At 66.1% G+C, this 22,124-nt stretch carries 25 protein-coding genes; 11 read left to right on the top strand and 14 right to left on the bottom strand.

What is annotated here, in order from left to right; all coding sequences use genetic code 11:
* Positions 1–164 precede the first annotated feature (164 nt).
* Genes CH271_RS03185 through mnhG form a run of 6 tightly spaced genes read left to right on the top strand, consistent with a single transcriptional unit; the run spans position 165 to position 6,525 of the window.
* On the top strand, positions 165–3,029 hold the full coding sequence (locus CH271_RS03185; RefSeq protein ID WP_037186730.1) for a Na+/H+ antiporter subunit A: 2,865 nt from the start codon (positions 165–167) through the stop codon (positions 3,027–3,029).
* Positions 3,026–3,649 carry a Na(+)/H(+) antiporter subunit C gene (locus tag CH271_RS03180; RefSeq protein ID WP_037186728.1) on the top strand — a complete coding sequence of 208 codons (624 nt, stop codon included), beginning with the start codon at positions 3,026–3,028 and terminating at the stop codon, positions 3,647–3,649. The genes CH271_RS03185 and CH271_RS03180 overlap by 4 nt, the downstream gene beginning before the upstream one ends.
* Entirely contained in the window at positions 3,646–5,289 is a 1,644-nt protein-coding gene (locus CH271_RS03175; RefSeq protein WP_037186727.1) for a Na+/H+ antiporter subunit D, read from the top strand. Before CH271_RS03180 ends, CH271_RS03175 begins: the two co-directional genes overlap by 4 nt.
* 2 nt (positions 5,290–5,291) lie before the next feature.
* A complete protein-coding gene (locus CH271_RS03170) occupies positions 5,292–5,933 on the top strand; it encodes a Na+/H+ antiporter subunit E (protein ID WP_306437403.1) in 642 nt (213 codons plus the stop codon).
* Positions 5,930–6,187, top strand: a complete 258-nt coding sequence (locus CH271_RS03165; protein ID WP_037186722.1) for a monovalent cation/H+ antiporter complex subunit F — start codon at positions 5,930–5,932, stop codon at positions 6,185–6,187. The genes CH271_RS03170 and CH271_RS03165 overlap by 4 nt, the downstream gene beginning before the upstream one ends.
* On the top strand, positions 6,184–6,525 hold the full coding sequence (gene mnhG, locus CH271_RS03160; RefSeq protein ID WP_094632626.1) for a monovalent cation/H(+) antiporter subunit G: 342 nt from the start codon (positions 6,184–6,186) through the stop codon (positions 6,523–6,525). Before CH271_RS03165 ends, mnhG begins: the two co-directional genes overlap by 4 nt.
* Before the next feature lie 10 nt (positions 6,526–6,535).
* On the opposite strand, the gene CH271_RS03155 is transcribed toward mnhG, so the two are convergent.
* From CH271_RS03155 to CH271_RS03140, 4 genes are all read right to left on the bottom strand, one after another.
* The gene (locus CH271_RS03155) at positions 6,536–7,666 is read right to left on the bottom strand and encodes a glutamate--cysteine ligase (RefSeq protein WP_230596122.1); all 1,131 of its coding nucleotides are present in this window, start codon (positions 7,664–7,666) and stop codon (positions 6,536–6,538) included.
* Position 7,667: 1 nt separating this feature from the next.
* Positions 7,668–8,378, bottom strand: a complete 711-nt coding sequence (gene sodC / locus CH271_RS03150; protein ID WP_052047257.1) for a superoxide dismutase[Cu-Zn] — start codon at positions 8,376–8,378, stop codon at positions 7,668–7,670.
* A gap of 113 nt (positions 8,379–8,491) precedes the next feature.
* Positions 8,492–9,022, bottom strand: coding sequence for a LytR C-terminal domain-containing protein (locus CH271_RS03145; protein ID WP_170945899.1), 531 nt, complete (start codon positions 9,020–9,022; stop codon positions 8,492–8,494).
* Positions 9,023–9,080: 58 nt separating this feature from the next.
* Positions 9,081–9,419, bottom strand: coding sequence for a DUF3263 domain-containing protein (locus CH271_RS03140; protein WP_032393769.1), 339 nt, complete (start codon positions 9,417–9,419; stop codon positions 9,081–9,083).
* Positions 9,420–9,784: 365 nt separating this feature from the next.
* Between CH271_RS03140 and CH271_RS03135 the strand changes: the two genes are divergently transcribed.
* Genes CH271_RS03135 through CH271_RS03125 form a run of 3 tightly spaced genes read left to right on the top strand, consistent with a single transcriptional unit; the run spans position 9,785 to position 12,164 of the window.
* Positions 9,785–10,387, top strand: a complete 603-nt coding sequence (locus CH271_RS03135; RefSeq protein ID WP_094632625.1) for a peptide deformylase — start codon at positions 9,785–9,787, stop codon at positions 10,385–10,387.
* A gap of 8 nt (positions 10,388–10,395) precedes the next feature.
* Positions 10,396–11,352 carry an N-acetylglutamate synthase, CG3035 family gene (locus tag CH271_RS03130; protein ID WP_094632624.1) on the top strand — a complete coding sequence of 319 codons (957 nt, stop codon included), beginning with the start codon at positions 10,396–10,398 and terminating at the stop codon, positions 11,350–11,352.
* Between the two features lie 11 nt (positions 11,353–11,363).
* Positions 11,364–12,164: an exodeoxyribonuclease III gene (locus CH271_RS03125; RefSeq protein WP_094632623.1), complete on the top strand. Its 801-nt coding sequence runs from the start codon at positions 11,364–11,366 to the stop codon at positions 12,162–12,164.
* 4 nt (positions 12,165–12,168) lie between these two features.
* Here the strand turns inward: CH271_RS03125 and CH271_RS03120 are convergent, their stop codons facing one another.
* Entirely contained in the window at positions 12,169–12,522 is a 354-nt protein-coding gene (locus CH271_RS03120) for a GNAT family N-acetyltransferase (RefSeq protein ID WP_256986238.1), read from the bottom strand.
* 105 nt (positions 12,523–12,627) lie between these two features.
* Entirely contained in the window at positions 12,628–12,954 is a 327-nt protein-coding gene (locus CH271_RS03115; protein WP_037186711.1) for a GNAT family N-acetyltransferase, read from the bottom strand.
* Positions 12,955–13,246: 292 nt separating this feature from the next.
* On the opposite strand from CH271_RS03115, the gene thiD reads away from it, so the two are divergent.
* Positions 13,247–14,101 carry a bifunctional hydroxymethylpyrimidine kinase/phosphomethylpyrimidine kinase gene (thiD, locus tag CH271_RS03110; RefSeq protein WP_094632622.1) on the top strand — a complete coding sequence of 285 codons (855 nt, stop codon included), beginning with the start codon at positions 13,247–13,249 and terminating at the stop codon, positions 14,099–14,101.
* Here thiD and CH271_RS03105 read toward each other — a convergent pair.
* From CH271_RS03105 to thiO, 7 genes are all read right to left on the bottom strand, one after another.
* Complete coding sequence (locus CH271_RS03105; protein ID WP_094632621.1) at positions 14,063–14,884, bottom strand: adenylate/guanylate cyclase domain-containing protein; 822 nt, start codon at positions 14,882–14,884, stop codon at positions 14,063–14,065. The two genes, thiD and CH271_RS03105, sit on opposite strands and share 39 nt — an antisense overlap.
* A gap of 37 nt (positions 14,885–14,921) precedes the next feature.
* A complete protein-coding gene (locus tag CH271_RS03100; RefSeq protein WP_094632620.1) occupies positions 14,922–16,379 on the bottom strand; it encodes a M28 family peptidase in 1,458 nt (485 codons plus the stop codon).
* 26 nt (positions 16,380–16,405) lie between these two features.
* Positions 16,406–17,176, bottom strand: coding sequence for an ABC transporter permease (locus CH271_RS03095; RefSeq protein ID WP_037186706.1), 771 nt, complete (start codon positions 17,174–17,176; stop codon positions 16,406–16,408).
* Positions 17,176–18,138, bottom strand: a complete 963-nt coding sequence (locus tag CH271_RS03090; RefSeq protein WP_037186705.1) for an ABC transporter ATP-binding protein — start codon at positions 18,136–18,138, stop codon at positions 17,176–17,178. Before CH271_RS03090 ends, CH271_RS03095 begins: the two co-directional genes overlap by 1 nt.
* Before the next feature lie 252 nt (positions 18,139–18,390).
* Positions 18,391–19,152 (bottom strand): thiazole synthase, encoded by a 762-nt coding sequence (locus CH271_RS03085; protein WP_094632619.1) that lies wholly within the window; start codon positions 19,150–19,152, stop codon positions 18,391–18,393.
* Positions 19,145–19,360: a sulfur carrier protein ThiS gene (gene thiS / locus CH271_RS03080; RefSeq protein WP_037186702.1), complete on the bottom strand. Its 216-nt coding sequence runs from the start codon at positions 19,358–19,360 to the stop codon at positions 19,145–19,147. Before thiS ends, CH271_RS03085 begins: the two co-directional genes overlap by 8 nt.
* Positions 19,357–20,409 (bottom strand): glycine oxidase ThiO, encoded by a 1,053-nt coding sequence (gene thiO / locus CH271_RS03075; RefSeq protein WP_256986237.1) that lies wholly within the window; start codon positions 20,407–20,409, stop codon positions 19,357–19,359. Before thiO ends, thiS begins: the two co-directional genes overlap by 4 nt.
* Before the next feature lie 158 nt (positions 20,410–20,567).
* On the opposite strand from thiO, the gene thiE reads away from it, so the two are divergent.
* Positions 20,568–21,260, top strand: a complete 693-nt coding sequence (thiE, locus tag CH271_RS03070) for a thiamine phosphate synthase (RefSeq protein ID WP_094632618.1) — start codon at positions 20,568–20,570, stop codon at positions 21,258–21,260.
* A gap of 20 nt (positions 21,261–21,280) precedes the next feature.
* Here thiE and CH271_RS03065 read toward each other — a convergent pair whose 3' ends face one another.
* Positions 21,281–22,117 carry an NUDIX hydrolase gene (locus CH271_RS03065; protein WP_037188572.1) on the bottom strand — a complete coding sequence of 279 codons (837 nt, stop codon included), beginning with the start codon at positions 22,115–22,117 and terminating at the stop codon, positions 21,281–21,283.
* Positions 22,118–22,124 lie beyond the last annotated feature (7 nt).

Genomic DNA, 22,124 nt, shown 5'->3' with positions numbered 1-22,124 from the left:
GTAGGATGGAAACAGACAACTGGCGCGCTGCCGTTCGGCAGCCGCTTCGTTATTTCACAAAGACATACATCGAATTTCACACCGATTTCCAGACCCTACTCATCGCCGCCCAACGACCACCGCTCGGCCCAGTCGCCGACGCGACCGAGACGACGGAGTGATTCTTGCTCGCCATTCTTCTTGCGCACACCGCAGCCGCGCTGCTCGCGCCGCTGTTCGTCCGGTGGTGGGGTCGCAATGCTTTCTTCCCGCTCGCTCTCGTACCCCTGCTCAGCCTGATCTGGGTGTTCGGCAACTGGGGAACCGACCAGAAGCTGAACATCGAATGGGTCCCCGGGTTGTCGATGAACATCGACATGCGGTTCGACTCACTCGCCGCCATCATGTCGCTGCTGGTGTTGGGCATCGGCGCCCTGATTCTGCTCTACTGTGCGCGTTACTTCGAGGACGACGAGCCCCGGCTCGGATTGTTCGCCGCCGAAATGGTCGCGTTCTCCGGTGCGATGTTCGGCCTCATCACCAGCGACAACATGCTGGTGCTCTACATCTTCTGGGAAATCACGACGGTCCTGTCGTTCCTGCTCGTCGGCCACTACGCCGAGAGAGCGTCGAGCCGACGCGCGGCCACCCAGGCACTGCTCGTCACCACTGCGGGCGGCCTGGCGATGCTGGTCGGCATCATCATTCTGGGCCAGGTGTCCGGCACCTACAACCTCTCCGAGCTGGTCGCGAACGCGCCCGGCGGCTGGTTGCCCGGTGTCGCAATCGTGCTGGTTCTCATCGGCGCACTGAGCAAGTCGGCCATCGTGCCGCTTCACTTCTGGCTCCCCGGGGCCATGGCCGCCCCGACGCCGGTCAGTGGTTACCTCCATGCCGCGGCGATGGTCAAAGCAGGCATCTACCTGGTGGCGCGCCTGGCCCCTGGGTTCGCCGATTCCGGCCCGTGGCGCGCCACCGTGATCAGTCTCGGACTGCTGTCGATGATCCTGGCCGGCTGGCGAGCTCTGCGCGCATTCGACCTCAAGCTGATCCTCGCGTTCGGAACGGTCAGCCAGCTCGGCTTCCTCATGGTCCTGGTCGGCATCGGGTCGGAGAAGGCGATGCTCGCCGGCCTGACGATGGTGATCGCACACGCGATGTTCAAGGCGACCCTGTTCATGGTGGTCGGCATCATCGATCACACCACCGGCACCCGCGACATCCGCAAACTCGCCCACCTGGGCAAGAAGGCTCCCTGGCTCGCCGCGATAGCGGCGCTGGCCGCGGCCAGCATGGCCGGACTACCGCCGATGCTCGGCTTCGTCGGCAAGGAGACGGCGTTGTCGGCAGTGATCAGCACGCCGACACTCGATCCCACGGTCGCAGCCTTCGTCGTCGCAGGCCTGGTGATCGGCTCGATCCTCACCGTCACCTACAGCATCCGGTTCGTGTGGGGTGCATTCGCGCGCAAGCAGCTCAAGCGGGCGAGTCCGTCGGTCAAGGCGATGCACGCGCCGTCCGCACTGTTCCTGGCGGCACCCGCATTCCTGGCGGTGCTCGGCCTGGTCGCGGGGTTCGGATCCTCGGTCGTCGACCACATCGTCAGCCCGTACGCGCGCACCCTGCCGTCGTACGGCCAGGAGCCCTACCACCTGGCTCTCTGGCACGGTTTCAACCTTCCGCTCGCGCTCACGGTCGTCGTCGTCACCGGCGGTGTCGGGCTGTTCATCGCCCACCGGGTCGTCAACCGGCTCAAGTTCGAGCATCCGCCGCTCGGCAATGCCGACCGCATCTACGACAACGTCCTCAAGTACATGGATGCCCTGTCCATCCGCCTGACCGGCACCACGCAGCGTGGTTCGCTCCCCCTCACCCAGGGCACCATCCTGCTGACATTGGTGCTGCTACCGATGATCGTGTTGCTCGTCGGCCAGGATTCCGGCCTGGACTACACCCTGTGGAACTCCCCGTTGCAGTTGATCATCGGGGTGATCATGATCGCGGGCGGTCTCGGAGCCACGGTGATGCGCAACCGCCTGGCCAGCGTCATCCTCGTCGGGCTCACCGGCTACGGCTGCGGCGTCATCTTCGCCATCCACGGCGCACCGGACCTGGCACTGACACAGTTCCTGGTCGAGACCCTCACCCTCGTGGTGTTCGTGTTGGTGCTGCGCAAGCTGCCTGCCGAGGTCGACGATCGAGGCTCGGCCGGCTCCCGCGGACCACGCGCCGTTCTGGCCGTCGCCGTCGGAGCGACCGTCAGTGTGTTGGGCGCATTCGCGATGAACGCCCGCAACACGGCCCCGGTGTCGTTGCTCCTGCCGGACGCCGCATACGAACTCGGCGACGGCAAGAACGTCATCAACGTGATCCTCGTGGACATCCGAGCCTGGGACACCCTCGGCGAGATCTGCGTCCTGCTCGTCGCGGCGACGGGAGTGGCGAGCCTGGTCTTCCGCAACCGCCGGTTCGGCAGTGCTCCAAGGGTGTCCGACGCCCCCGCATCGAACGCCTCCTCGTCGAACTCGGACGCGAATTTCTCTGCGGAGACGACGTGGCTGCTCGGCGGCGATCTGATCGATCCGCGGCATCGGTCGTTGATCCTGGAGGTCACCACGCGATTGATCTTCCCGACGATCATGGTGCTGTCGATCTACTTCTTCTTCTCCGGCCACAACGCCCCGGGCGGCGGTTTCGCCGGTGGGCTCACCGCCGGACTGGCGCTGGTGCTGCGGTACCTGGCCGGTGGCCGCTACGAGCTCGGTGAAGCAGTGCCGATCGACGCCGGAAAGATCCTCGGACTCGGATTGATCTTCGCGGCCGGAACCGCAGTGGCGTCGATGTTCCTCGGAGCACCGGCGTTGTCCTCGGCCACGTTGGAGGTGACGTTGCCGATTCTCGGCGACATCAAGTTGGTCACCGCATTGTTCTTCGACCTCGGTGTGTATCTCATCGTGGTCGGGTTGGTACTCGACGTGCTCCGTAGCCTCGGTGCCCGTCTCGACGCACAGGTGGAAATGCAGAGCCAAGGCCGAGTGAGCGCCCCATGACCGCAGATCTCGGAATGCTGATCATCACCGGCGTCCTCGTCGCATCGGGTGTGTACCTGTTGCTCGAACGCAGTATCACCAAGATGCTGCTCGGACTGCTGCTGTTCGGTAACGGCGTCAACCTGCTGTTGCTCACGGTCGGCGGCCCCGCGGGAGCTCCGCCCATCGTGGGCCGCGACAACGCGGTCAACCAACAGATGGCGGATCCGCTGGCCCAGGCAGTGATCCTCACGGCAATCGTCATCACGATGGGAATCGCGGCGTTCGTGCTGGCCCTGGCGTACCGGTCGTTCACTCTCAACACCAAGGACGACGTCGAGAACGACCCCGAGGACACCAAGGTCTCGCGGCGTCGCTCGATGGCCGAGGCCCCCGACCGAGATCGTTCGGACGACCCGGTGACGGGTGAGCCGAGCTTCGGCGGCGACGCGTTCGACTCGAAGGGCAACCCGATTCCGATCGAACAACTCGTCAATCGCGAGGATCTCGAGTGCTACGAGGACCTGCACGACGGCGATTTCGACAACGACGACGACAACCCGCAGCTGCGCGGGCTGGACGGACTCGACACCGCCGAGAAGGACGACAGCCGACCAGATGAGAAGGGAGACCACGCATGACGATCTCCCCCGCAGTGATCGACGTTCTGACTCCGCTGCCGGTGCTGATTCCGATGCTCGCGGCGGCGTTGACCCTGGTGCTGGGACGACGGCCCCGCGCGCAGCGATTCATCACCCTCGTCGCGCTCACCGCGGTGGTCGCGATCTCGTCGATGATGCTCTACCTCGCCGACCGCGACGGCACCAGCGCGCTGCAGGTCGGTGGTTGGGACTCGCCGCTCGGCATATCCCTCGTGGTGGATCGCCTGTCGGCGATGATGCTCGTCGTCTCGTCCATCGTGCTGCTCGCGGTCATGGTGTACTCCATCGGCCAGGGCATCCGCGACGGCAGCGAGAACCAGCCCGTCTCGATCTTCCTGCCGACCTATCTCGCATTGACCGCAGGCGTCTGCAACGCGTTCCTCGCAGGCGACCTGTTCAATCTGTTCGTCGGCTTCGAGGTGTTGCTCGCCGCCTCGTTCGTGCTGCTGACGCTCGGTGCGAGTGCGGACCGGGTACGCGCGGGCGTGTCGTACGTGATGGTGTCGATGGTGTCCTCGCTGATCTTCCTGATCGGCATCGCGCTGGTCTACGGCGCAACCGGGACGCTGAACCTGGCCCACATCGCGGTACGGATGGACGACATCAACTCCGGAACCAGAACCGCGATCTTCGCGGTCCTGCTGGTCGCGTTCGGCATCAAGGCCGCGGTGTTCCCGCTCTCGACGTGGCTACCCGACTCCTACCCCACCGCCCCGGCACCGGTCACCGCCGTGTTCGCCGGCCTGCTGACGAAAGTCGGTGTGTACGCGATCATCCGCGCCCACACCCTGCTCTTCCCCGACGGCTCGCTCGACAACGTCCTGATGGTCTGTGGCCTACTGACGATGCTCGTCGGCATCCTCGGCTCCATCGCACAGAGCGACATCAAGCGACTGCTCTCGTTCACCCTCGTCAGCCACATCGGCTACATGATCTTCGGTGTCGCGTTGTCGACACAATCGGGATTGTCCGGCTCGATCTACTACGTCGCCCACCACATTCTGGTGCAGACGACGCTGTTCCTCGTCGTCGGTCTCATCGAGCGTCAGGCCGGTTCGTCCTCGCTTCGACGCCTCGGTGGATTGGCTGCGGCCAGCCCGGTTCTCGCGATCGTGTTCCTGGTGCCTGCCCTCAATCTCGGTGGCATTCCTCCGTTCTCGGGCTTCATCGGCAAGGTCGCACTGCTGCAGGCCGGTAGCGAACAGGGCAGTGTGTTGGCCTGGTTGCTCGTCGCAGGCGGAACCGTCACCAGCTTGCTGACGCTGTACGTGGTGGCTCGGGTGTGGACCAAGGCGTTCTGGCGCGCCCGCGCCGATGCGCCCGAGGGCGACCTGGCCGACAACAGCCCGTCCGCTCTTCTCGACGACTCGTCCGACATCCAGTTCGGTGACCGCGAGGACGTGGGCCGGATGCCCGCCTTCATGTTGCTCCCGACCATCGGGCTCGTTGCCGTCGGCTTGGCCATGACGGTGTTCGCAGGCCCCATCATCGACATCAGCGACCGCGCTGCGGCAGACCTTCGCGATCGTTCGGTGTACATCGATGCGGTGCGCGGTGCCGAATGGGTCGGCGATCAGGCCTACGAGCAGTCGCGCACGAACGAGGAGGGCACCCGATGAAGATGAACCGCTCCGTTCTGCTGCGCCTGTGGACGCTGGCGTGGCTGACGGCGATCTGGGTACTGCTGTGGGGCAACGTCTCTGCGGCGAACGTTCTCGGTGGAATAGCGGTGGGACTGCTCATCATGGTGCTGCTGCCGTTGCCTCGTGTTCCGGTCGAGGGCCGCATCCACGGGTTCTCGCTCGTCAAACTCGCCGTCGTATTTCTCTACTACGCAGGGGAATCCAGCGTCAGCGTGGCCTGGTTGGCGATCCGCCCGAAAGCACCGCCGGTCACCGGAGTGCTGCGCTGCCGCATCGCGATCAAATCCGATCTGGTGCTCACGCTGTTCGTCGACGCGATGAACCTCGTTCCCGGCACCATGGTTCTCGAGATCGACCGAACCAGACGGTTGCTCTACGTACACGTACTGGACATGGGCACTCAGAAGGCCGTCGACGGCTTCTACGCCTACGTCCGAAACCTGGAGAAGCTGTTCATCGCGGCATTCGAGCGAGATTCGGACTGGAAGCCCAGCCCCCTGCACTACCAGGAGTACGAGCAGTATCACGGGGTGCTCGGCGACGATCCTGCCGCACAGGATCCCGACACCCCTCGAGACGACAAGAAGACCGACGACAAGAGGAAGGGGGACTGGTCGTGACCGTCGTTCTCGCCATCGCCGGTGCCCTCCTGTTGGCCGCTGCAATCCTGACCGCGTACCGGCTGCTCGACGGCCCGAGCACGCTCGACCGTCTCGTCGCGATGGACACGATCCTCGCGGTCTCGATGTGCGGTCTCGGGGTATGGGCCGTCTACAGCCGAGACACCACCCTCGTACCGGCCATCGTTGCGCTGTCCCTGGTCAGCTTCGTCGGATCGGTCAGCATCGCACGCTTCAGAGTGAGGGACGAATGAGCACCGTAGCCCAGGTCATCGCATCCGTCTTCATCCTGTTGGGGGCATTGCTGGCGTTCACTGCCGCTGTCGGCATCGTGCGCTTCCCCGACACCCTGTCGCGGATGCACGCGGCCACCAAGCCACAGGTCGTCGGCTTGATCATGGTTCTGATCGGAGCCGTCATCAGCCTTCGCGGCAACGTCGACATCTGGATGCTCGTGTTGGTGGGTATCTTCACCCTGGTGACCGCCCCGGTGATCGCGCACACCGTCGGCCGCGTCGCCTACCGGGAGCAGCGCGGCCGCGACGGACTGCTGATCGTCAACGAGATGGAACCGAACGAAGCGGATCAGTAGCGCACGCGAATCAGGATCGAAGGTCGGTGACCAGCGATTCGACGACGGCTCGCAGGTCACCGTCGGATTTCGCGGCCACTATCCGTTGACGCTGGTACGACGCCCCGAGCCGAGGGATGTCGGCCACCGCTGCCAACTCGTCGACGCAACCGAGTCGCACCGCCGTCGGCGTCAGCTTCTCGAGCAGGTCGTTCAGATCGTCGGTGACCAGACGTTCGTTGCTGTCGGAGTCGAGAATGATCTCGGCGTCCAGTCCGTATCGAGCGGCCCGCCACTTGTTCTCCTGCACGTGCCACGGCGGTATCGACGGCAGGGTCTCCCCCGCTTCGAGACGTTCGTCGAGATGGACGATGAGGCAGTGTGTCAACGCGACGAGAGCCGCGAGCTCCCGCTTGGTCGACGCCCCGTCGCACACCCGGACCTCGATCGTTCCCCACTTCGGTGCAGGCCTGATGTCCCAGTGCATGCCGCCGAGTTGTTCGATGACGCCGGTCTTGAGCTGGTCACGGACGAATCCCTCGAACTGTGGCCAGTTCTCGAACTGGAACGGTAGACCGGCCGTCGGCAGCTGCTGGAACATCAGCGCCCGATTGCTGGCGTAGCCGGTGTCGTTGCCCGCCCAGATCGGTGAGGACGCCGAGAGCGCCAACAGGTGCGGGTACTGCAGCAGCAGCGAGTTGAGAATGGGAAAGACCTTGTCGGGAGACGACACTCCCACGTGCACGTGGACACCCCAGATCAGCATCTGCCGACCCCACCACTGCGTACGAGCGATCAACTCGTCGTAGCTCGGCGAACTGGTGAGCTGCTGGGTGGACCACTCGGCGAACGGATGGGTGCCCGCAGAGAACAGATCGATTCCCAGCGGATCCGCGGCACGCTCGACGAGCGAGAGCGACTCACCGAGGTCTGCCATCGCCTCACCGACGTTCTCGCACACTCCGGTGACGAGTTCGACGGTGTTGCGCAGCAGTTCCTTGGTCACCCGCGGGGTGTCCCCGGCCAGGTCGCGGACGCCGTCCATGACCGCCTCGGCGGAGTTGACCAGGTCCCGCGTGTTCTTGTCGACCAGCGCGATCTCCCACTCGACGCCGAGCGTCGGGCGCGGTGAACTCGCGAAGTCGATCCGGGGAGCGCTCAAACTACTGCAGTACCGCGCATGCCGCCCGCGAGCCGGCGTCGCCGGTCATCAGAGTCGTCATGTCCGGGACAGCGGCACCGTCGGGCAGGGTGTACCGCGGCGGGATGTTGGCGAAGTTGTCGGCACCCTCGTGCACGATCACCGAGGTTCCGGCACCGTCCGCACGCAGATCGTCGAGTGTGATCGCGTCGGTGGTCGTCATCAGCATCCCGGTGCCGTCCTCGCCGACCTGGATGGACGTCAGGTCGCCGCTGGCCGGGTGTTCGGTGCGGCCGTCGACCTGCAGGTGACCGCCTGCGGACAGGAACGCGCCCGGATCTCCACCGGTCGGTGCAACGGAGTTCGGCTCGCAGGCGGCGACGGCATGCACGTGGAAACCGTGGAAGCCGGGGGTCATGCCCTCGACCTCGGCCGTGACGGTGAGCTTGTCGCCCTCGGACGCGAAGGACACCGTGCCCACCTCGGCGCCGGAAGCGTCGCGCAGTGTGCCCTCGATGGTGTCGCCGGAGCCCGACTCGGCCGGGCTGTCACCTGCGACGGCTTCTGCCGACGGATCGGCCTCGCCGGTCCACACCGGCGGGACGGTGCCGGGGACATCGGACGGGACCTCGCCGTTGCTGCAGGCGGAGAGCCCGAGCGCTGCGATCGCGAGGACCGGGGCCACGTAACGCAATGAGCGGGTCGCAGCAGTGCGTCGCTTGAACATGTCCATCGGAAATCGCTCCTCTTTCAGGCAGTTTCGCCGGGCTCGGAAATGATAACGTGCCGACCGATTCAACCGAATCGGGCACGGAGGTCGACGCTGTGGGACTGGCCGCTGCAGGACTATTGGGTCACGATGACGACGACGCCTGCCGTGGATTCGAGCGAGGTCGGCTTCGGCTCGGCCGGGACGCCGAGCTGCGTGGCGATCGTCTGTGCGGCCTGTTCCTCGCCTGCCGTCGTGCCGTAGTACACCGCGGTCTGCGCGAACTGGGCTTCGCTGAAGTTGCCCGTCTCGGCGACGTTCCACCCCTCGGCGGTCAGCGTGCTCGCGGTACCGGCCGCCAGGCCGGAGACGTTGGAGTTGTTGAGTACCCGCACTTCGACGTCGGCGGGGGCACCCGAGGTGGTGGTGGCTGCAGAACCGGTCGACGCGTCGGCGGCCGGTGCCTGCGCTGCAGGGGCCTGCGCGGTCGGGGCGACTGCGGCCGGTGCACTCGTCGTCTCGGCGGCGGGCTCGGCGGCCGCCTCGTCGGAATCGGAACCCGTCAGCGACAACGCGCCGATCGCTGCGAACAGAATCGCGAGCGAGATCAACACCATGGCCAGGGCACGGAGAGGTGGCCCGGTCTGCTCCGGGTTCGGGCTGCTCACGTACTCGACCCTATCCGACCGTCGACGGCGACTCGGCACACGGAACGCAAGGACCTGCTCAGACGTCGAAACCCAGCCGACGCGCCGCACGCGCCTTCTGTCGGCTCGCACGCAACCGACGCAGGCGCTTGACCAACATCGGATCCGCAGCGAGTGCCTCGGGACGATCGACCAACGCGTTCAGAATCTGGTAGTAGCGGGTTGCCGACATGGAGAAGAGTTCCTTGATGGCCTCTTCCTTGGCACCGGCGTACTTCCACCACTGCCGTTCGAAGGACAGGATGTCGTGCTCTCGTCGACTCAGTCCGTCCGCACCGACCTCGTTCGGATCCTGAGAGCCGTCCGAACTTCCCGGTTGCTGAGACTGGTTCGAGTCACGCGCTGCTGCGCCGTCCATCCCACTCCTCGACTTCTCGACTCCCCAGGGTCTGCAGGATCACCTACCCCGAGAAATCTGCTTCCCCCAGCACTGCCGGTACCCGTAGGAGCACCGACCGAATTACACAGTTGTACTTCGGGAATCATTCAACCATGCTCGACGCCTCGAGCACGGCTCCCGCGAGGTACCGGCGCGTGGCGTGTTCCCCGCACCCGGCCACACGCACCAGGCCCTTGGGCCGTTCCGCAGGCTCCACTCCCGGCCCCCTTGGGTCGTTCCGCAGGCTCCACTCCCGGCCCCCTTGGGCCGTTCCGCAGGCTCCACTCCCGGCCCCCTTGGGTCGTTCCGCAGGCTCCACTCCCGGCCCACTATCCTTGTCGACCATGGCAATTCTTCCCATCCGGATCGTCGGCGATCCGGTGCTGCACACCGCAACCGCTCCCGTCACCGAGTCACCCGCCGAGCTGGCCGAGCTGATCGCCGACATGTACGAGACGTTGGCCGCCGCGAACGGCGTCGGCCTCGCCGCGAATCAGGTCGGAGTCGGTAAGCGCCTGTTCATCTACGACTGCCCCGATCAAGGCGAGGACGGCAAGATCTTCCGTCGCCGCGGCGAGGTCGTCAACCCGGTGCTCGAGACGTCGGAAATTCCGGAGACGATGCCCGACCCGGACGACGACGACGAGGGCTGCCTCTCCGTCCCCGGCGAGCAACACCCCACCGGGCGCGCCGAGTGGGCCCGAGTGACCGGTACCGACGCCAAGGGCGATCCCGTCGACATCGAGGGCCACGGCTTCTTCGCCCGGATGCTCCAGCACGAGGTGGGTCACCTCGACGGCTTCCTCTACACCGACGTGCTCATCGGGCGACATGCGCGGGCCGCGAAGAAGGCCATCAAGCGCGCCGGGTGGGGCGTGCCGGGGCTGAGCTGGACGCCCGGCACCGTCGACGACCCGTTCGGGCACGACGACGAGGACGAGGACTGACCGTCCCGGTGGGTACACGGGTGATGCTGCGCTACCGGCTGCCACCCGGCCACACCCACCCGATGACGGACGTGATCGGCGAACTGGTGGCCATCGACGCCGGTGCGGTCTCTGTGCGCGGCAGAGACGGCGCGCTGGTACAGGTCGCCGCCGAACGAGTCGTGGCGTTGAAACCCTTGGGCCCCAAGCCGATTCGAACGTCGGAGATCCGCTCGCTCGAGGCCGCTGCCGCCGACGGTTGGCCGGGCGTCGAGCGGGAATGGATCGACGGTTGGCAACTGCGGTTCGGTCACGGGTTCACCGGACGCGCCAACTCGGCGGCACCGCTCGAGCCGGGAGCGTCGATGACGGCCGAGACTCTGGCGGAGATCGTCGACCGATACGCCGCTCGCGGACTACCGCCGACGCTGTCGCTCCCCGACCGTCTCGGCAGCGCCCCGGCCGGCTGGTTGACCTACAACGAGAGCGCCGTCATGGCTGCGGACATCTCGAATCTCGCTCTACGCGATGGTGATTCGGCCATCGCCGTGACCGAGGAGCCGACGGCCGAGTGGTTGACTTCCCTCCACTACCAGGGCGGCAAGGCACCCGCGGGCGCAGCGGAGGTGGCCGCCGCAGTCCGGGGAGGAACCCTCGGTTTCGGCATGATCGGCGCTCGCTCGTCGTCGGCAGCCGTCGGTCGCGCGGCCGTCACCACCGCCCCGGACGGTCGTTGCTGGGTGGGACTGACCTCGCTCTGGGTCTCCCCGGATCATCGACGCAACGGCCTCGGCGCCCTGATGTGCGGCGAGTTGGTGCGATGGGGACGCGAGCACGGCGCGACACACGCGTACCTGCAAGTGGCCGTGGACAACACCCACGCCGTCGGCCTCTATCGAGATCTCGGTTTCGTCGACCACCACCACTATCGCTACGCCCGGCCCGAGAACGCGATCGGTCCGAACCCTGTCGGAGGCGTTCGATAGGGTTCCTTCCCGTGCGCTTGGCTACTTGGAATGTGAACTCCGTCCGCTCTCGTCAGGATCGAATCGTCGATTGGCTGCAGCGATCCGATGTCGATGTCCTGGCGATGCAGGAAACCAAGTGCAAGGACGCGCAGTTTCCGTACGAGCGGTTCACCGACATCGGGTACGAGGTCGCCCACGTCGGGCTGAGCCAGTGGAACGGCGTCGCGATCGCGTCTCGCGTCGGATTGGACGACGTGCAGGTCGGGTTCGAGGATCAGCCCGGGTTCAGCAAGGATCCCGAGGTCGATCCCGCTCAGGAGGCCCGCGCCATCGGCGCCACGTGCGCCGGGGTCCGCGTCTGGAGCCTGTACGTGCCGAACGGCCGCGAACTCGCAGATCCGCACTACACCTACAAGCTCGAGTGGCTCGCAGCACTGAAGGCCGACGCACAGGCGTGGGTGGCGGCGGATCCGCAGGCGCAGATCGCGCTCGTGGGCGACTGGAACATCGCGCCCACCGACGACGACGTCTGGGATCCCGCACTGTTCGAGGGCAAGACCCACACCTCGCAGCCCGAGCGTGATGCCTTCACCGCGTTCGGCGACGCCGGCTTCACCGAGGTGACGCGGCAGTTCACCCCCGAGCCCAGGACGTACACCTACTGGGACTACACGCAGTTGCGGTTCCCGAAGAAGCAGGGCCTGCGTATCGACATGGCGTTGACCTCACCTGCCCTGGCGGCTCGGGTGACCGGTGCGTCCATCGACCGCGAGGAGCGCAAGGGCAAGGGAGCCAGCGATCACGCTCCGGTGATCGTGGAGATCGGCTGAGCGGTCACTCGACGACGAGGTCCATGAACTCCTCGTGCTGCGCCAGGTATCGCCGGACGTAGGTGCAGATCGGCACGATGCGCCACTGCCGATCACGAGCGGTGTTCAGCGACGCCCTCACCAGCACGCCCGCCCACCCGCGGTCGCCGTACTCCTCCTTGACGACGGTGTGCATGAGCGCGACGACCGGGCCGACGCCGCCGTCGTCGCCCTCACCGAAGCGATACCCGAGAATGCCGACGAGTTCGTCGTCGACGAAAAGATCGAACCTGTTGTGATCGACGTCGTCCTCGATGCGAACGACGGGACGGTCGACCGGAGCGGGCCCATGGACCCGTCGTGGAAGTATGTGACTCATGTCACTCATGAGACCAGTGTTGTCCATGTGACGCGGGGAGAGTGCACCGATCGTCGCCGAGTCGTGCCCTTAATGTGACCGGGCGACGCTTGCAGGAAACAGAGGTCAGAGCGCGACGAGCATGTCGTTGTACTCCGGATTGGCCGCGGCGAAACGCTGCACATAGGTGCAGACCGGCTTGACCTTCCAGCCGTAGGACCGAGCACTGTCGAGTGCGCGCCGCACCAGAATGCCGGCCAGACCCTGATGACCGAAATCCTCGGTGACGACCGTGTGCATGAAGGACACGACATGAGTTCGCGTCGCACGCTTGCCGTTTCCCTCGACCTCGTAGAAGCCGACGATCCCGACGAGATCGCCGTTCAATCGAAGCTCGAACCGGTTCTGATCCTTGTTGATCGAGACATCAGCGCTAGGAGAACTTGCAAGCATGGGACGCCTCCTTCGCTGTGTGTGGAGTGGTGAACGAATGAAATCTTTTGTGACGTGCACCACTATTAAACATGCGCACGGTGGGTCTGTCACCTTTTCTACCAACAAACCTTCGGATGCGTAGGTTCGTCCGCCGAACCCGACTCGAATGCTGGTACGGATCATAAGTGACCCTGTTCGGCGTTGTGATACAACAACATTCAAGGCCCGCTCATGTTTTCGCCACGTACTCGGCATTCCGTTTCACCGGCAGCGACCCCCGTCTCCGCGCACGCCGGTACTGTCTTCTCTCGTGAAGTTCCTACCGCTCACGCCCAACGGCGAGACTCCTGTCCGCGCGCTGACCATCGCCGGAACCGACTCCGGTGGCGGTGCCGGAATCCAGGCGGACAGCCGAACGATGGCCCTGCTGGGCGTCCACGCCTGCGTTGCTGTCGCTGCGGTCACGGTCCAGAACACCGTCGGCGTGACGGGCTTCCACGAGATTCCGCCGGACGTCGTCGCAGCGCAGGTTCGCTCCGTCGTCTCCGACATCGGCGTCGGCGCAGCGAAGACCGGAATGTTGGCCTCCACCGCGATCATCGAAGCGGTCACGGCCGTCTGCACCGAGGTGGGCATCGGCCGAGATCAGCCGGTTCCCCTGGTCGTGGATCCGGTGTGCGCGTCGATGCACGGGGATCCGCTACTGCACGCCGAAGCCCTCGACGCCATCCGGCACACCCTGTTTCCCATCGCCTCGCTGGTGACCCCCAACCTCGACGAGGTTCGGCTCATCACTGGCATCGACGTCATCGACGACTCCAGCGCGCACCGCGCCGCCGAGGCCCTGCACGGATTGGGCGCGCAGTGGGCCCTGGTCAAGGGCGGTCACCTTCGGACGTCCACACACAGCACCGATCTGCTGTTCGACGGCGACACCTTCCTCGAATTCACCAGCGAACGCATCGACACCGGCAACGACCACGGCGGTGGCGACACCCTCGCCGCATCGATCGCCTCGGCCCTGGCGAACGGCTACTCCATGCCCGACGCGGTGGCGTTCGGCAAGGAGTGGGTCACTCGCTGTCTGGCCGCGTCCTACGACCTGGGCGCGGGCCACGGACCGGTGTCACCGCTGTGGCGACTGCACGAGTCGGAGGATGCGTAGGTCGTCGGGTGCGCCCTTGATCTTCGGAGCGAAGAAGCTGCGGCGATAGGGCTTGGACACCACGTGCAAGGCGTCGAGCACCTCCGGCGGGACCCCCTCGAGGGCCGCCGCGGAGATCATGATGTTGCCGTTGCCGCCGGTCTGCATCACCCGGGCGGCGACGGTGACGTCGACGCCCAGCCAGTCCGATCCCACCTGACGCGGGCTGCCGGTGTGGATGCCGACGCGCATCGTCGGGGTGTAACCGTCGACGTCGACACCCTTCAGTGCCTCGCGGGCCGCGAAGACCGCGTCGACTGCTTTGCCCGCATCGGCGAACACCGCCATGATGCCGTCGCCCAGTCTCTTGACGACGTGGCCGCCGCGGAACACGACCTCGGGTTCGACCGCTTTGGAGACCTTGCGGAGCAGCGTCAGGGTGGCGGTGTCGCCGGCGCGCAGCGACCACGACGAGAACCCGACGAGGTCGGTGAAGACGATGGTGACGTCCTGTTCGCCGCGCCCCCGGCCCGTCCTCTCGAGGATCGCCTGCCACACCTGCAAGGCACCGAGGCCGACTTCACGGGATGCGCCCGGCTCGTCGTCGAGTCCGTTGGCAACCAGAAAGCGATCGGCGACGCGGGCAACGGCCAAGGCTCGCCCCGGCCCGTCGATCGACAGGGGATCACCGAACGTGGGGTCGCCGGGTAGTGCGCGACGCACACGTCGTACCGCCCCGACCACCTTGGGCGCTCGGTTGGTGGTGCGAACCCACTCCACCACCGAGTCCACGACTGCGTTCACAGCATCGAGCGTAACTCACAGTTACACATACTCGCCCTTATCCTTCGGCGCGCGCGGCCTCGCGCTCGGCACCCACCGGAACCCCGTTGGGGCCCTCCACCGACTGCGCGTAGACGCCGATGCCGTAGGCCACTGCCGCACCGTTCTTCGCCAGTGCGGCGCGGTCGACGTTCGCCAGGGTGTCCTGGTCGGTGTGGTAGTTCTCGTCGAAGGTCTGATCGGCGGTGCCGCCCCACTTCTCGGCCTGCGCGGCGGTCTTGTTCTCGTCCGCTCCGCTGAACACACCACCGGCGGGGATACCCACCTCGATGAACGGGCCGTAGTCCGAGCGACCGTCGAAATCGGTACCGTCGACGGCTACGTCCTCGGCTGCCAGGTGCTCGACGAAAGTGCGCTCGATGGCGTCGGATCCGGCCGGGCCTGCGGGCTCACCCACCTGGTCGGAGTCGTCTCCGTCGTAGGCGAGGTAGCCGGCGTTGTGCGAGCCGATCATGTCGAAGTTCAGGTACAGCGCGATGTTCTGCTTGTCCTCGTCGGACAGGCCTTCGACGTACTTGGTGGAACCGACGAGTCCGTTCTCCTCGGCACCCCAGAACGCGAAACGCACCGCGTTGGTGACCTCGGGTGCACTGCCCATCTGCAGTGCGGTCTCGAGTACTGCCGCCGTGCCGGTTCCGTTGTCGTTGATGCCGGGGCCCTCGGGAACGCTGTCGAGATGCGCACCGGTGACCACCACGTTCTCGGTGGAACCGGTGGTGGTCTGCGCAATGATGTTGCGACTGGTGGTCGTTTCGGTTTCGGTGACGAGTGTCAGCGTCACCTCGGGTGCGGCCAGAACGGCCGCACCGTCCTCCTGGCTGACGCCGCCGGTCGGAATCCGGGCAGTGTCGGCGTCGCCGAGGGTGCCCGAATCGAGCGGCCCGGGTTCGTTGTTGACGATGATCGCGGCGGCCGCTCCCAGTTCTGCGGCAACGGTCTGCTTCACACCGAAGGCGCACACTCCTCGCGGCACGACCGCGACGGCTCCGGCCAGGTCGAGGCCGGTGTAATCGGTCGCCTCACAGCCGTCTGCACCGGCGGGAGCGCCGACGACGCGTGCGGTGATTCCCTCGGCGGTGGTGGTGGGCGAGTAACTGAGCGCGAACACCGGGATCTCCGTGCCCGCAAGCGACAGAGTTTGGGTCTGCGCCTCGAAGGTCTCGAATTCGAATTCCGGGGTGGTGACCTCGAACCCGGCCGATTCGAGTTGCGAGACAACATAATCGACACTCGCGTCATAACCGGCGGTGCCGGCAGCGCGATTTCCGTCGTTCTCGGCGGCGATGGCTTCCAATTGTTCGAGGTGCCCCACCAACGCGTCCTCGGTGACCGCGGCAGAGAGCCCCGGCCCGTCGGGTGTCGCGAAAACTCTGGCCGGTTCCTCGTCCGAGGTGGACGAGCAACCGGCCAGAATCAAGACAGTGACAGCGCTACCTGCAAGTAGGGAAATCCGCATAGCGGACACCCTACCGGCGAGCGGCGTCAGGCGTCCCGACGATTGACGACGAACACTGCCGCTCCGAAGATCACCGCGGTGAAGGCGACGAAGTAGATCAATCCGCCGATCGGACCCCAGTGGAAGTCGACACCGCCGCTGGATCCGAGGAAGTGATTGGCGTTGAGGAAGGGCAGGAACGGCTGGATCTTCTCGCCGACCGTCGGAATCACCCCGACGAGGTTCTCGATGAGCAGTGGCCACAGAAGCAGGATGGCGATTGCTCCGGCGGACTGCCGCATGAGAGCGCCGACGCCGATGGCCAGAACGACCTGGACGAACGCCAGGATGGCGGTCCCGTACAGGACGCGCCAGGTTCCATCGATGTCGAAGCCGAGCAGCGCACCTGCCTGCTCACCGGCGAGCGCCTTGGCGAGGTAGAGCCCGATGACGGCGAGCACGAACGACAGGATCGCACCGTAGACACCGACCAGCAGGGCCTTGGCCGCCAGTACCGATCCTCGGTTGGTCACGGCCTGGAACGTGGTTCGGATCAGACCGAACCGGTATTCGCTGGTCACGGTCAACGCGGCCAGGATCATCAAGACCATCGAACCGAAGGTTCCGACGCCGAGTCCTACGACGTCGGCTGCCGTCGTGGGCGGAATGCCCTCGGGCGCATCGGTTTCGGTGGCCAACTGAGCGGCCCAGCCCAGTATCGACGCGAATCCGAGACCGAGCACCACGATGATCGCGCTGCACCACCACGGCGATTTGGTCGAGGTGAACTTGATTCTTTCTGCTGCCAGTACGCCCATCAGAGTGAACCGCCCATCGCTTGCTGAGTGTTGGGGTTTTCGGCTCCCGCGCCGTGGTATTGCACTGTGTCTCCGGTGAGTTTCATGAAGGCTTCCTCGAGCGATCCTCGTTGAGAGGCCAACTCGTGCAAAGTGATTCCGGCTCGACCGGCGATGTCGCCGATCGTGTCGGTCGTGGAGTTCAGCACCACGAGCGAGGGCTGAAGTTCATCGGTCTTGTCCGGCTCGCGCACGGTGAGACCGGCCGTCGTCAACGCCTGACGCAGACCGTCGAGCTGCGGGCTGCGCACGCGCACCGATGCTTCGGAAGCGTGGTCGATGAATTCCTGCACCGAGGAATCCGAGATCAGCTTGCCGCGTCCGATGACGATGAGATGCTCCGCCGTCTGAGCCATCTCCGAGAGGAGGTGGCTCGAGACCAGCACCGTGCGCCCCTCGGCTGCCAAGCGCTGCATGAACTTTCGTATCCAGACGATGCCCTCGGGATCGAGTCCGTTGACCGGCTCGTCGAACAGCAACACCTTGGGGTCGCCCAGCAAAGCGCCGGCGAGTCCCAGCCGCTGCGACATACCGAGCGAGAAGCCACCGGCATTCTTCTTGGCGACCTCGGACAGGCCCACCAGACGCAGCACCTCGTCGACTCGCGACTTGGGGATGCCGTTGGAGGCAGCCATCCACTCGAGGTGTGCACGAGCCGATCGGTTGGGGTGCACCCACTTGGCGTCGAGCAGGGCGCCGACGGTACGCAGTGGTTGCTTCAGGTGGCTGTAGCTCTTGCCCTCGATGGTCGCCGTGCCCGAGGTGGGTCGGTCGAGCCCGAGGATCATCCGCATGGTGGTCGACTTGCCTGCGCCGTTGGGGCCGAGGAAGCCGGTCACGATGCCGGGTTTGATGGTGAAGGTGAGGTTGTCGACCGCCGTCACCGCGCCGTATTGCTTGGTCAGTCCTGTCACTTCGATCATGGGTACAACTGTCCCCCATCGACAGCGTCCGCACATCGACCCACAGTCGACTCTTCCATCATCCTTTCGGATGACACACACCCTGAGACAGTCGGTCACATGGGCGGCGTGGGGTCACACGGGCGCGGCCGCAAATGCGCGCGCGTTTGCCAGATGCGCGCGGAATCGCCTCGCATTCGCCACAATTCTGCGCGCGTTTCACAAATGCGCGCGCGTTTGCCGGATGCGCAGCACCACAGGCAAGGCAGCCGGTCACATGGGCGAGCTGGCCTGCGCCCAGAATCGTTTCGGAATTCGGCCGGCGTGCCGGGCCTGGTACCCCGCGGCAACAGCATGACGCATCGCCGACGCCATCAGCGCCGGATCCTTTGCCCTGGTCACCGCGGTCGCGAGCAGCACCGCATCGCAGCCGAGTTCCATCGCGAGGGTGGCGTCGCTGGCGGTGCCGATGCCCGCGTCGAGGATCACCGGAACCGAGGCGGCGTCGACGATCATCTCGATGTTGTGGGGGTTGGAGATGCCGAGCCCGGTGCCGATGGGCGAGCCGAGCGGCATGACGGCCACGCAGCCGATGTCCTCGAGTCGCTTCGCCAGTACCGGGTCGTCGGTGGTGTACGGCAGCACCTGGAAGCCGTCGTCCACGAGTTGTTCTGCGGCCTTGACCAATTCGATGGCGTCGGGCAGCAGGGTTCGCTCGTCGGCGATCACTTCGAGTTTGACCCAGTCGGTCTCGAGCGCCTCGCGGGCCAGTTGCGCGGTGAGCACGGCTTCGGCCGAGCCGCGGCAGCCCGCGGTGTTCGGCAGCGGCGCGATGTTCAATCGGCGCAGCAGATCCAGCACTCCCGTCCCACCTGCGGCGTCGACGCGGCGCATCGCGACGGTGGTCAATTCGGTTCCCGACGCGACGAGGGCCTCCTCGAGTACCGCGAGATTGGCCGCTCCCCCGGTGCCGGTGATGAGGCGGGAGGTGAAGGTGCGACCGGCGATGACCAGACCTGTCGTGACCTCAACCACCCTGAACCGCCGTGAGGACGTCGATGGTCCAACCCTTTTCGACGCTGGTGGTGTCCCAGCGACTCTTGGGCAGCACCGCTCCGTCGACGGCGACGGCGATGCCCTTCTCGGGCAGCCCCAGGAATTCGAGCAGCCGACGCATGGTCATGTCCTCGGTGAGCAGGTGGTCTTCACCGTTGACGGTGATACCGATCGCGACCTGTGTCATGGTGTCCTCTCTATGTGCGAAAAGCGTTCGGGTGTGGCGGCTTTCGCGTCCGGTAGCGCCTCGCCGGAGATGAGTGCGGCGACTGCGTCGGCGGTGATGGGCGCGAGCAGGATGCCGTTGCGGCCGTGGCCGGTGGCAACGATCACCTGGGGAGACAGCCTGCCGATGATCGGCAGTCCGTCCGGGCTCATGGGCCGCAGTCCGGCAGCGGTTTCGTACAGTTCGTATTCGCCGATGCTCGGCATGAGCCGTTCGGCGTCGGCGATGAGGTCTCGTACCCCGGCGACGGTGACCTGAGTGTCCTGGCCGGATTCGTATTGGGTTGCGCCGACGACCAATCCGTCGCCGCGCGGTACCAGGTAGATCGCGCGCCCGTGCACGGTTCCGCGAACGGTCCGGTTCGGCGGCGGCGCGGCACTCGGTCGACGACGCAGCCGCAGGATTTCGCCCTTGACCGGTCGGACCGGAAGGGTGGGCCACAATGCCGCCGACTGCGCCCCGGCGGCCAGGACCACCTGATCGGCGTCGGGAATGGTGTCGACCGACTCCGTGGAGAACTCCACTCCCGCATCCAGGCATCCCTGCTCGAGTGCGGCGATCAGCACCCGATTGTCCACCGACAACTCGGTCGGAGCCAGCAGGCCGAGTCGAATGTTCTGTGCCAGAGCAGGTTCGAGCTCGCGCAGCTGCACCCGTCCCAGAATCTCGAGCTCGTGCCCCTGTTCGCCGACCCATTCGGCGATGGTTCGTAGATCAGCGGCATCGGCGGAGTCGAGGGCAACCGTCACCGATCCCGCTGCGGAGAACACCGAGGGGCCGGGGAGGCGTCGGGCAAATTCCGGCCACCGCGCCAACGACGCAGCGCCCAGGTGCAGCAGTTCGTGTTCGCCGGGCCAGCCCTCGGACAACGGTGCCAGCATTCCGCCCGCGACCCAGGATGCGCCCTTGCCCAGAGCGGGATCGTGAACGACGACCCGGTGACCGTCCCGGCTCAGGCGCAGCGCCGTCGACAGCCCGATGACGCCTCCGCCGATAACGACGATGTGCACGCGATTCACGTCCTCACTCCCTGCGCCCGCATGATCGGGTTCAGGTATTGACGGTAAGGGCGGCGAACCCACTCTCAGCCCCACGATCCTCGGGACTCCCGCGATATCTCGGCCACTCCGTCGTCGGTGGCGGCCACCATGAGAATACAGTTCGCTTTGTGCATCCATCTCAGACCGCCCGCAACCAGACTCCCCGTGAGCGTCTTGCGTCCGCTCGCCTGTACCTGTGTACCGATGCCAGGCGCGACAAGGGCGACCTCGCGCAGTTCGCCGAGGCCGCGTTGTCCGGTGGCGTCGACATCATCCAGCTGCGCGACAAGAACTCCGCCGGCGAGCGCGAGTTCGGTCCCCTCGAAGCCAAGGACGAGCTCGCTGCGCTGGCGATTCTGCTCGCTGCCACCAAGCGGCACGGTGCGCTGCTCGCGGTCAACGATCGCGCGGATCTGGCGTTGGCCTCGGGCGCGGACGTACTGCATCTCGGCCAGGGCGATCTGCCGGTGCACTACGCGCGGCAGATTCTGGGACCGGACGTGGTGATCGGGCGCTCGACGCAGAACCGCGCTCAGTCCTCGCTCGCCGCGATCGAGGACGGCGTCGACTACTTCGCCGTCGGGCCGGTGTGGCCGACACCCACCAAGCCCAATCGCAAGGCCGCGGGGCTCGAGACTCTGCGAGCGACGGCGGACTCGCTCCCGGAGCGGCCGTGGTTCGCCATCGGCGGCGTCGACGCGACCAACGTCGATCAGGTCAGGGCAGCAGGTGCCGATCGCATCGTCGTGGTCCGCGCCATCACCGAGGCCAGGGACCCGCAGGCGGCCGCCCGTTCACTGGTGCAGGCGCTTCAGCCCTAGAACCCTGGAGCCCTAGAGCCCTAGAGCCACGACAAAACCGTGGACGGCGTCAGGACCTGCACCGAGGTGGGCAGCCGATTCTGCAGTCCGCGATCGGCGGTGACCAGCGCCGTCAGGTCCCCATCGAGGTCGGCCTGCTCGGCCAGGGTGTCGTCGCCACTGCCGTCGGCGAGAATCGTCCGGGTCCGCGGGTCGTCGACGACCGCGTCCCTGGCCTGGCCTTCGAGGACGGCTTCGATGCGGGTGAGCCAGCCGTACTGACCGCTGGGCAGTTCGACGGTGCGCGGCAGCGTCTCGGCGAGCGAGGTCAGCAGTGCGCCGGTGGATCCGGCACGGTCCTTCCACCATCCGTTCGGTCGCGAGCCCAGCACGTTGGCGGTATCGAGCAGCACTCGAAGCGGCACGGTGCGCAGCGACGGCCAGCTGGACGCGAAACCCGGGTGCAGCGGGAGTTCGTCGACGATCGACTCCGGCACCCAGCGCAGCTCGGTGCTCTCCCCGTTGGGCACGGTGGTCAACGGATGATCGGTATCGGCGACGACGGTGGTGTAAGACCAGCCGCTCTCGACGCTCGCGGTGACGCGCTCGCTGCGCACACTGACCTGTTCGGCCGAGATACCGGCTTCTTCGTGGGCCTCACGCACCGCCGCGTGCGCGGTGCTCTCGTGGGAATCGCGGGCTCCGCCCGGTAGCGCCCAGGTTCCGCCCTGGTGACTCCACAGGGCACGGTGCTGGAGCAGCACCACCGGTTCGCCGGCGTTCGACGGTGCACGCAGCAACAGTCCGGCGGCACCGTGCTTTCCCCAGTGCCGAGTGCCGTTCTCGCCGATCACCCAGCCGTCCCCGTCACCACGCATGCTCACC

Source organism: Rhodococcus sp. 05-340-2 (assembly GCF_002258915.1).
Classification (GTDB): Bacteria; Actinomycetota; Actinomycetes; order Mycobacteriales; family Mycobacteriaceae; genus Rhodococcoides.
The sequence above is the reverse complement of the archived record's forward strand: the minus strand, read 5'-3'. Positions and strand labels throughout refer to the sequence as shown.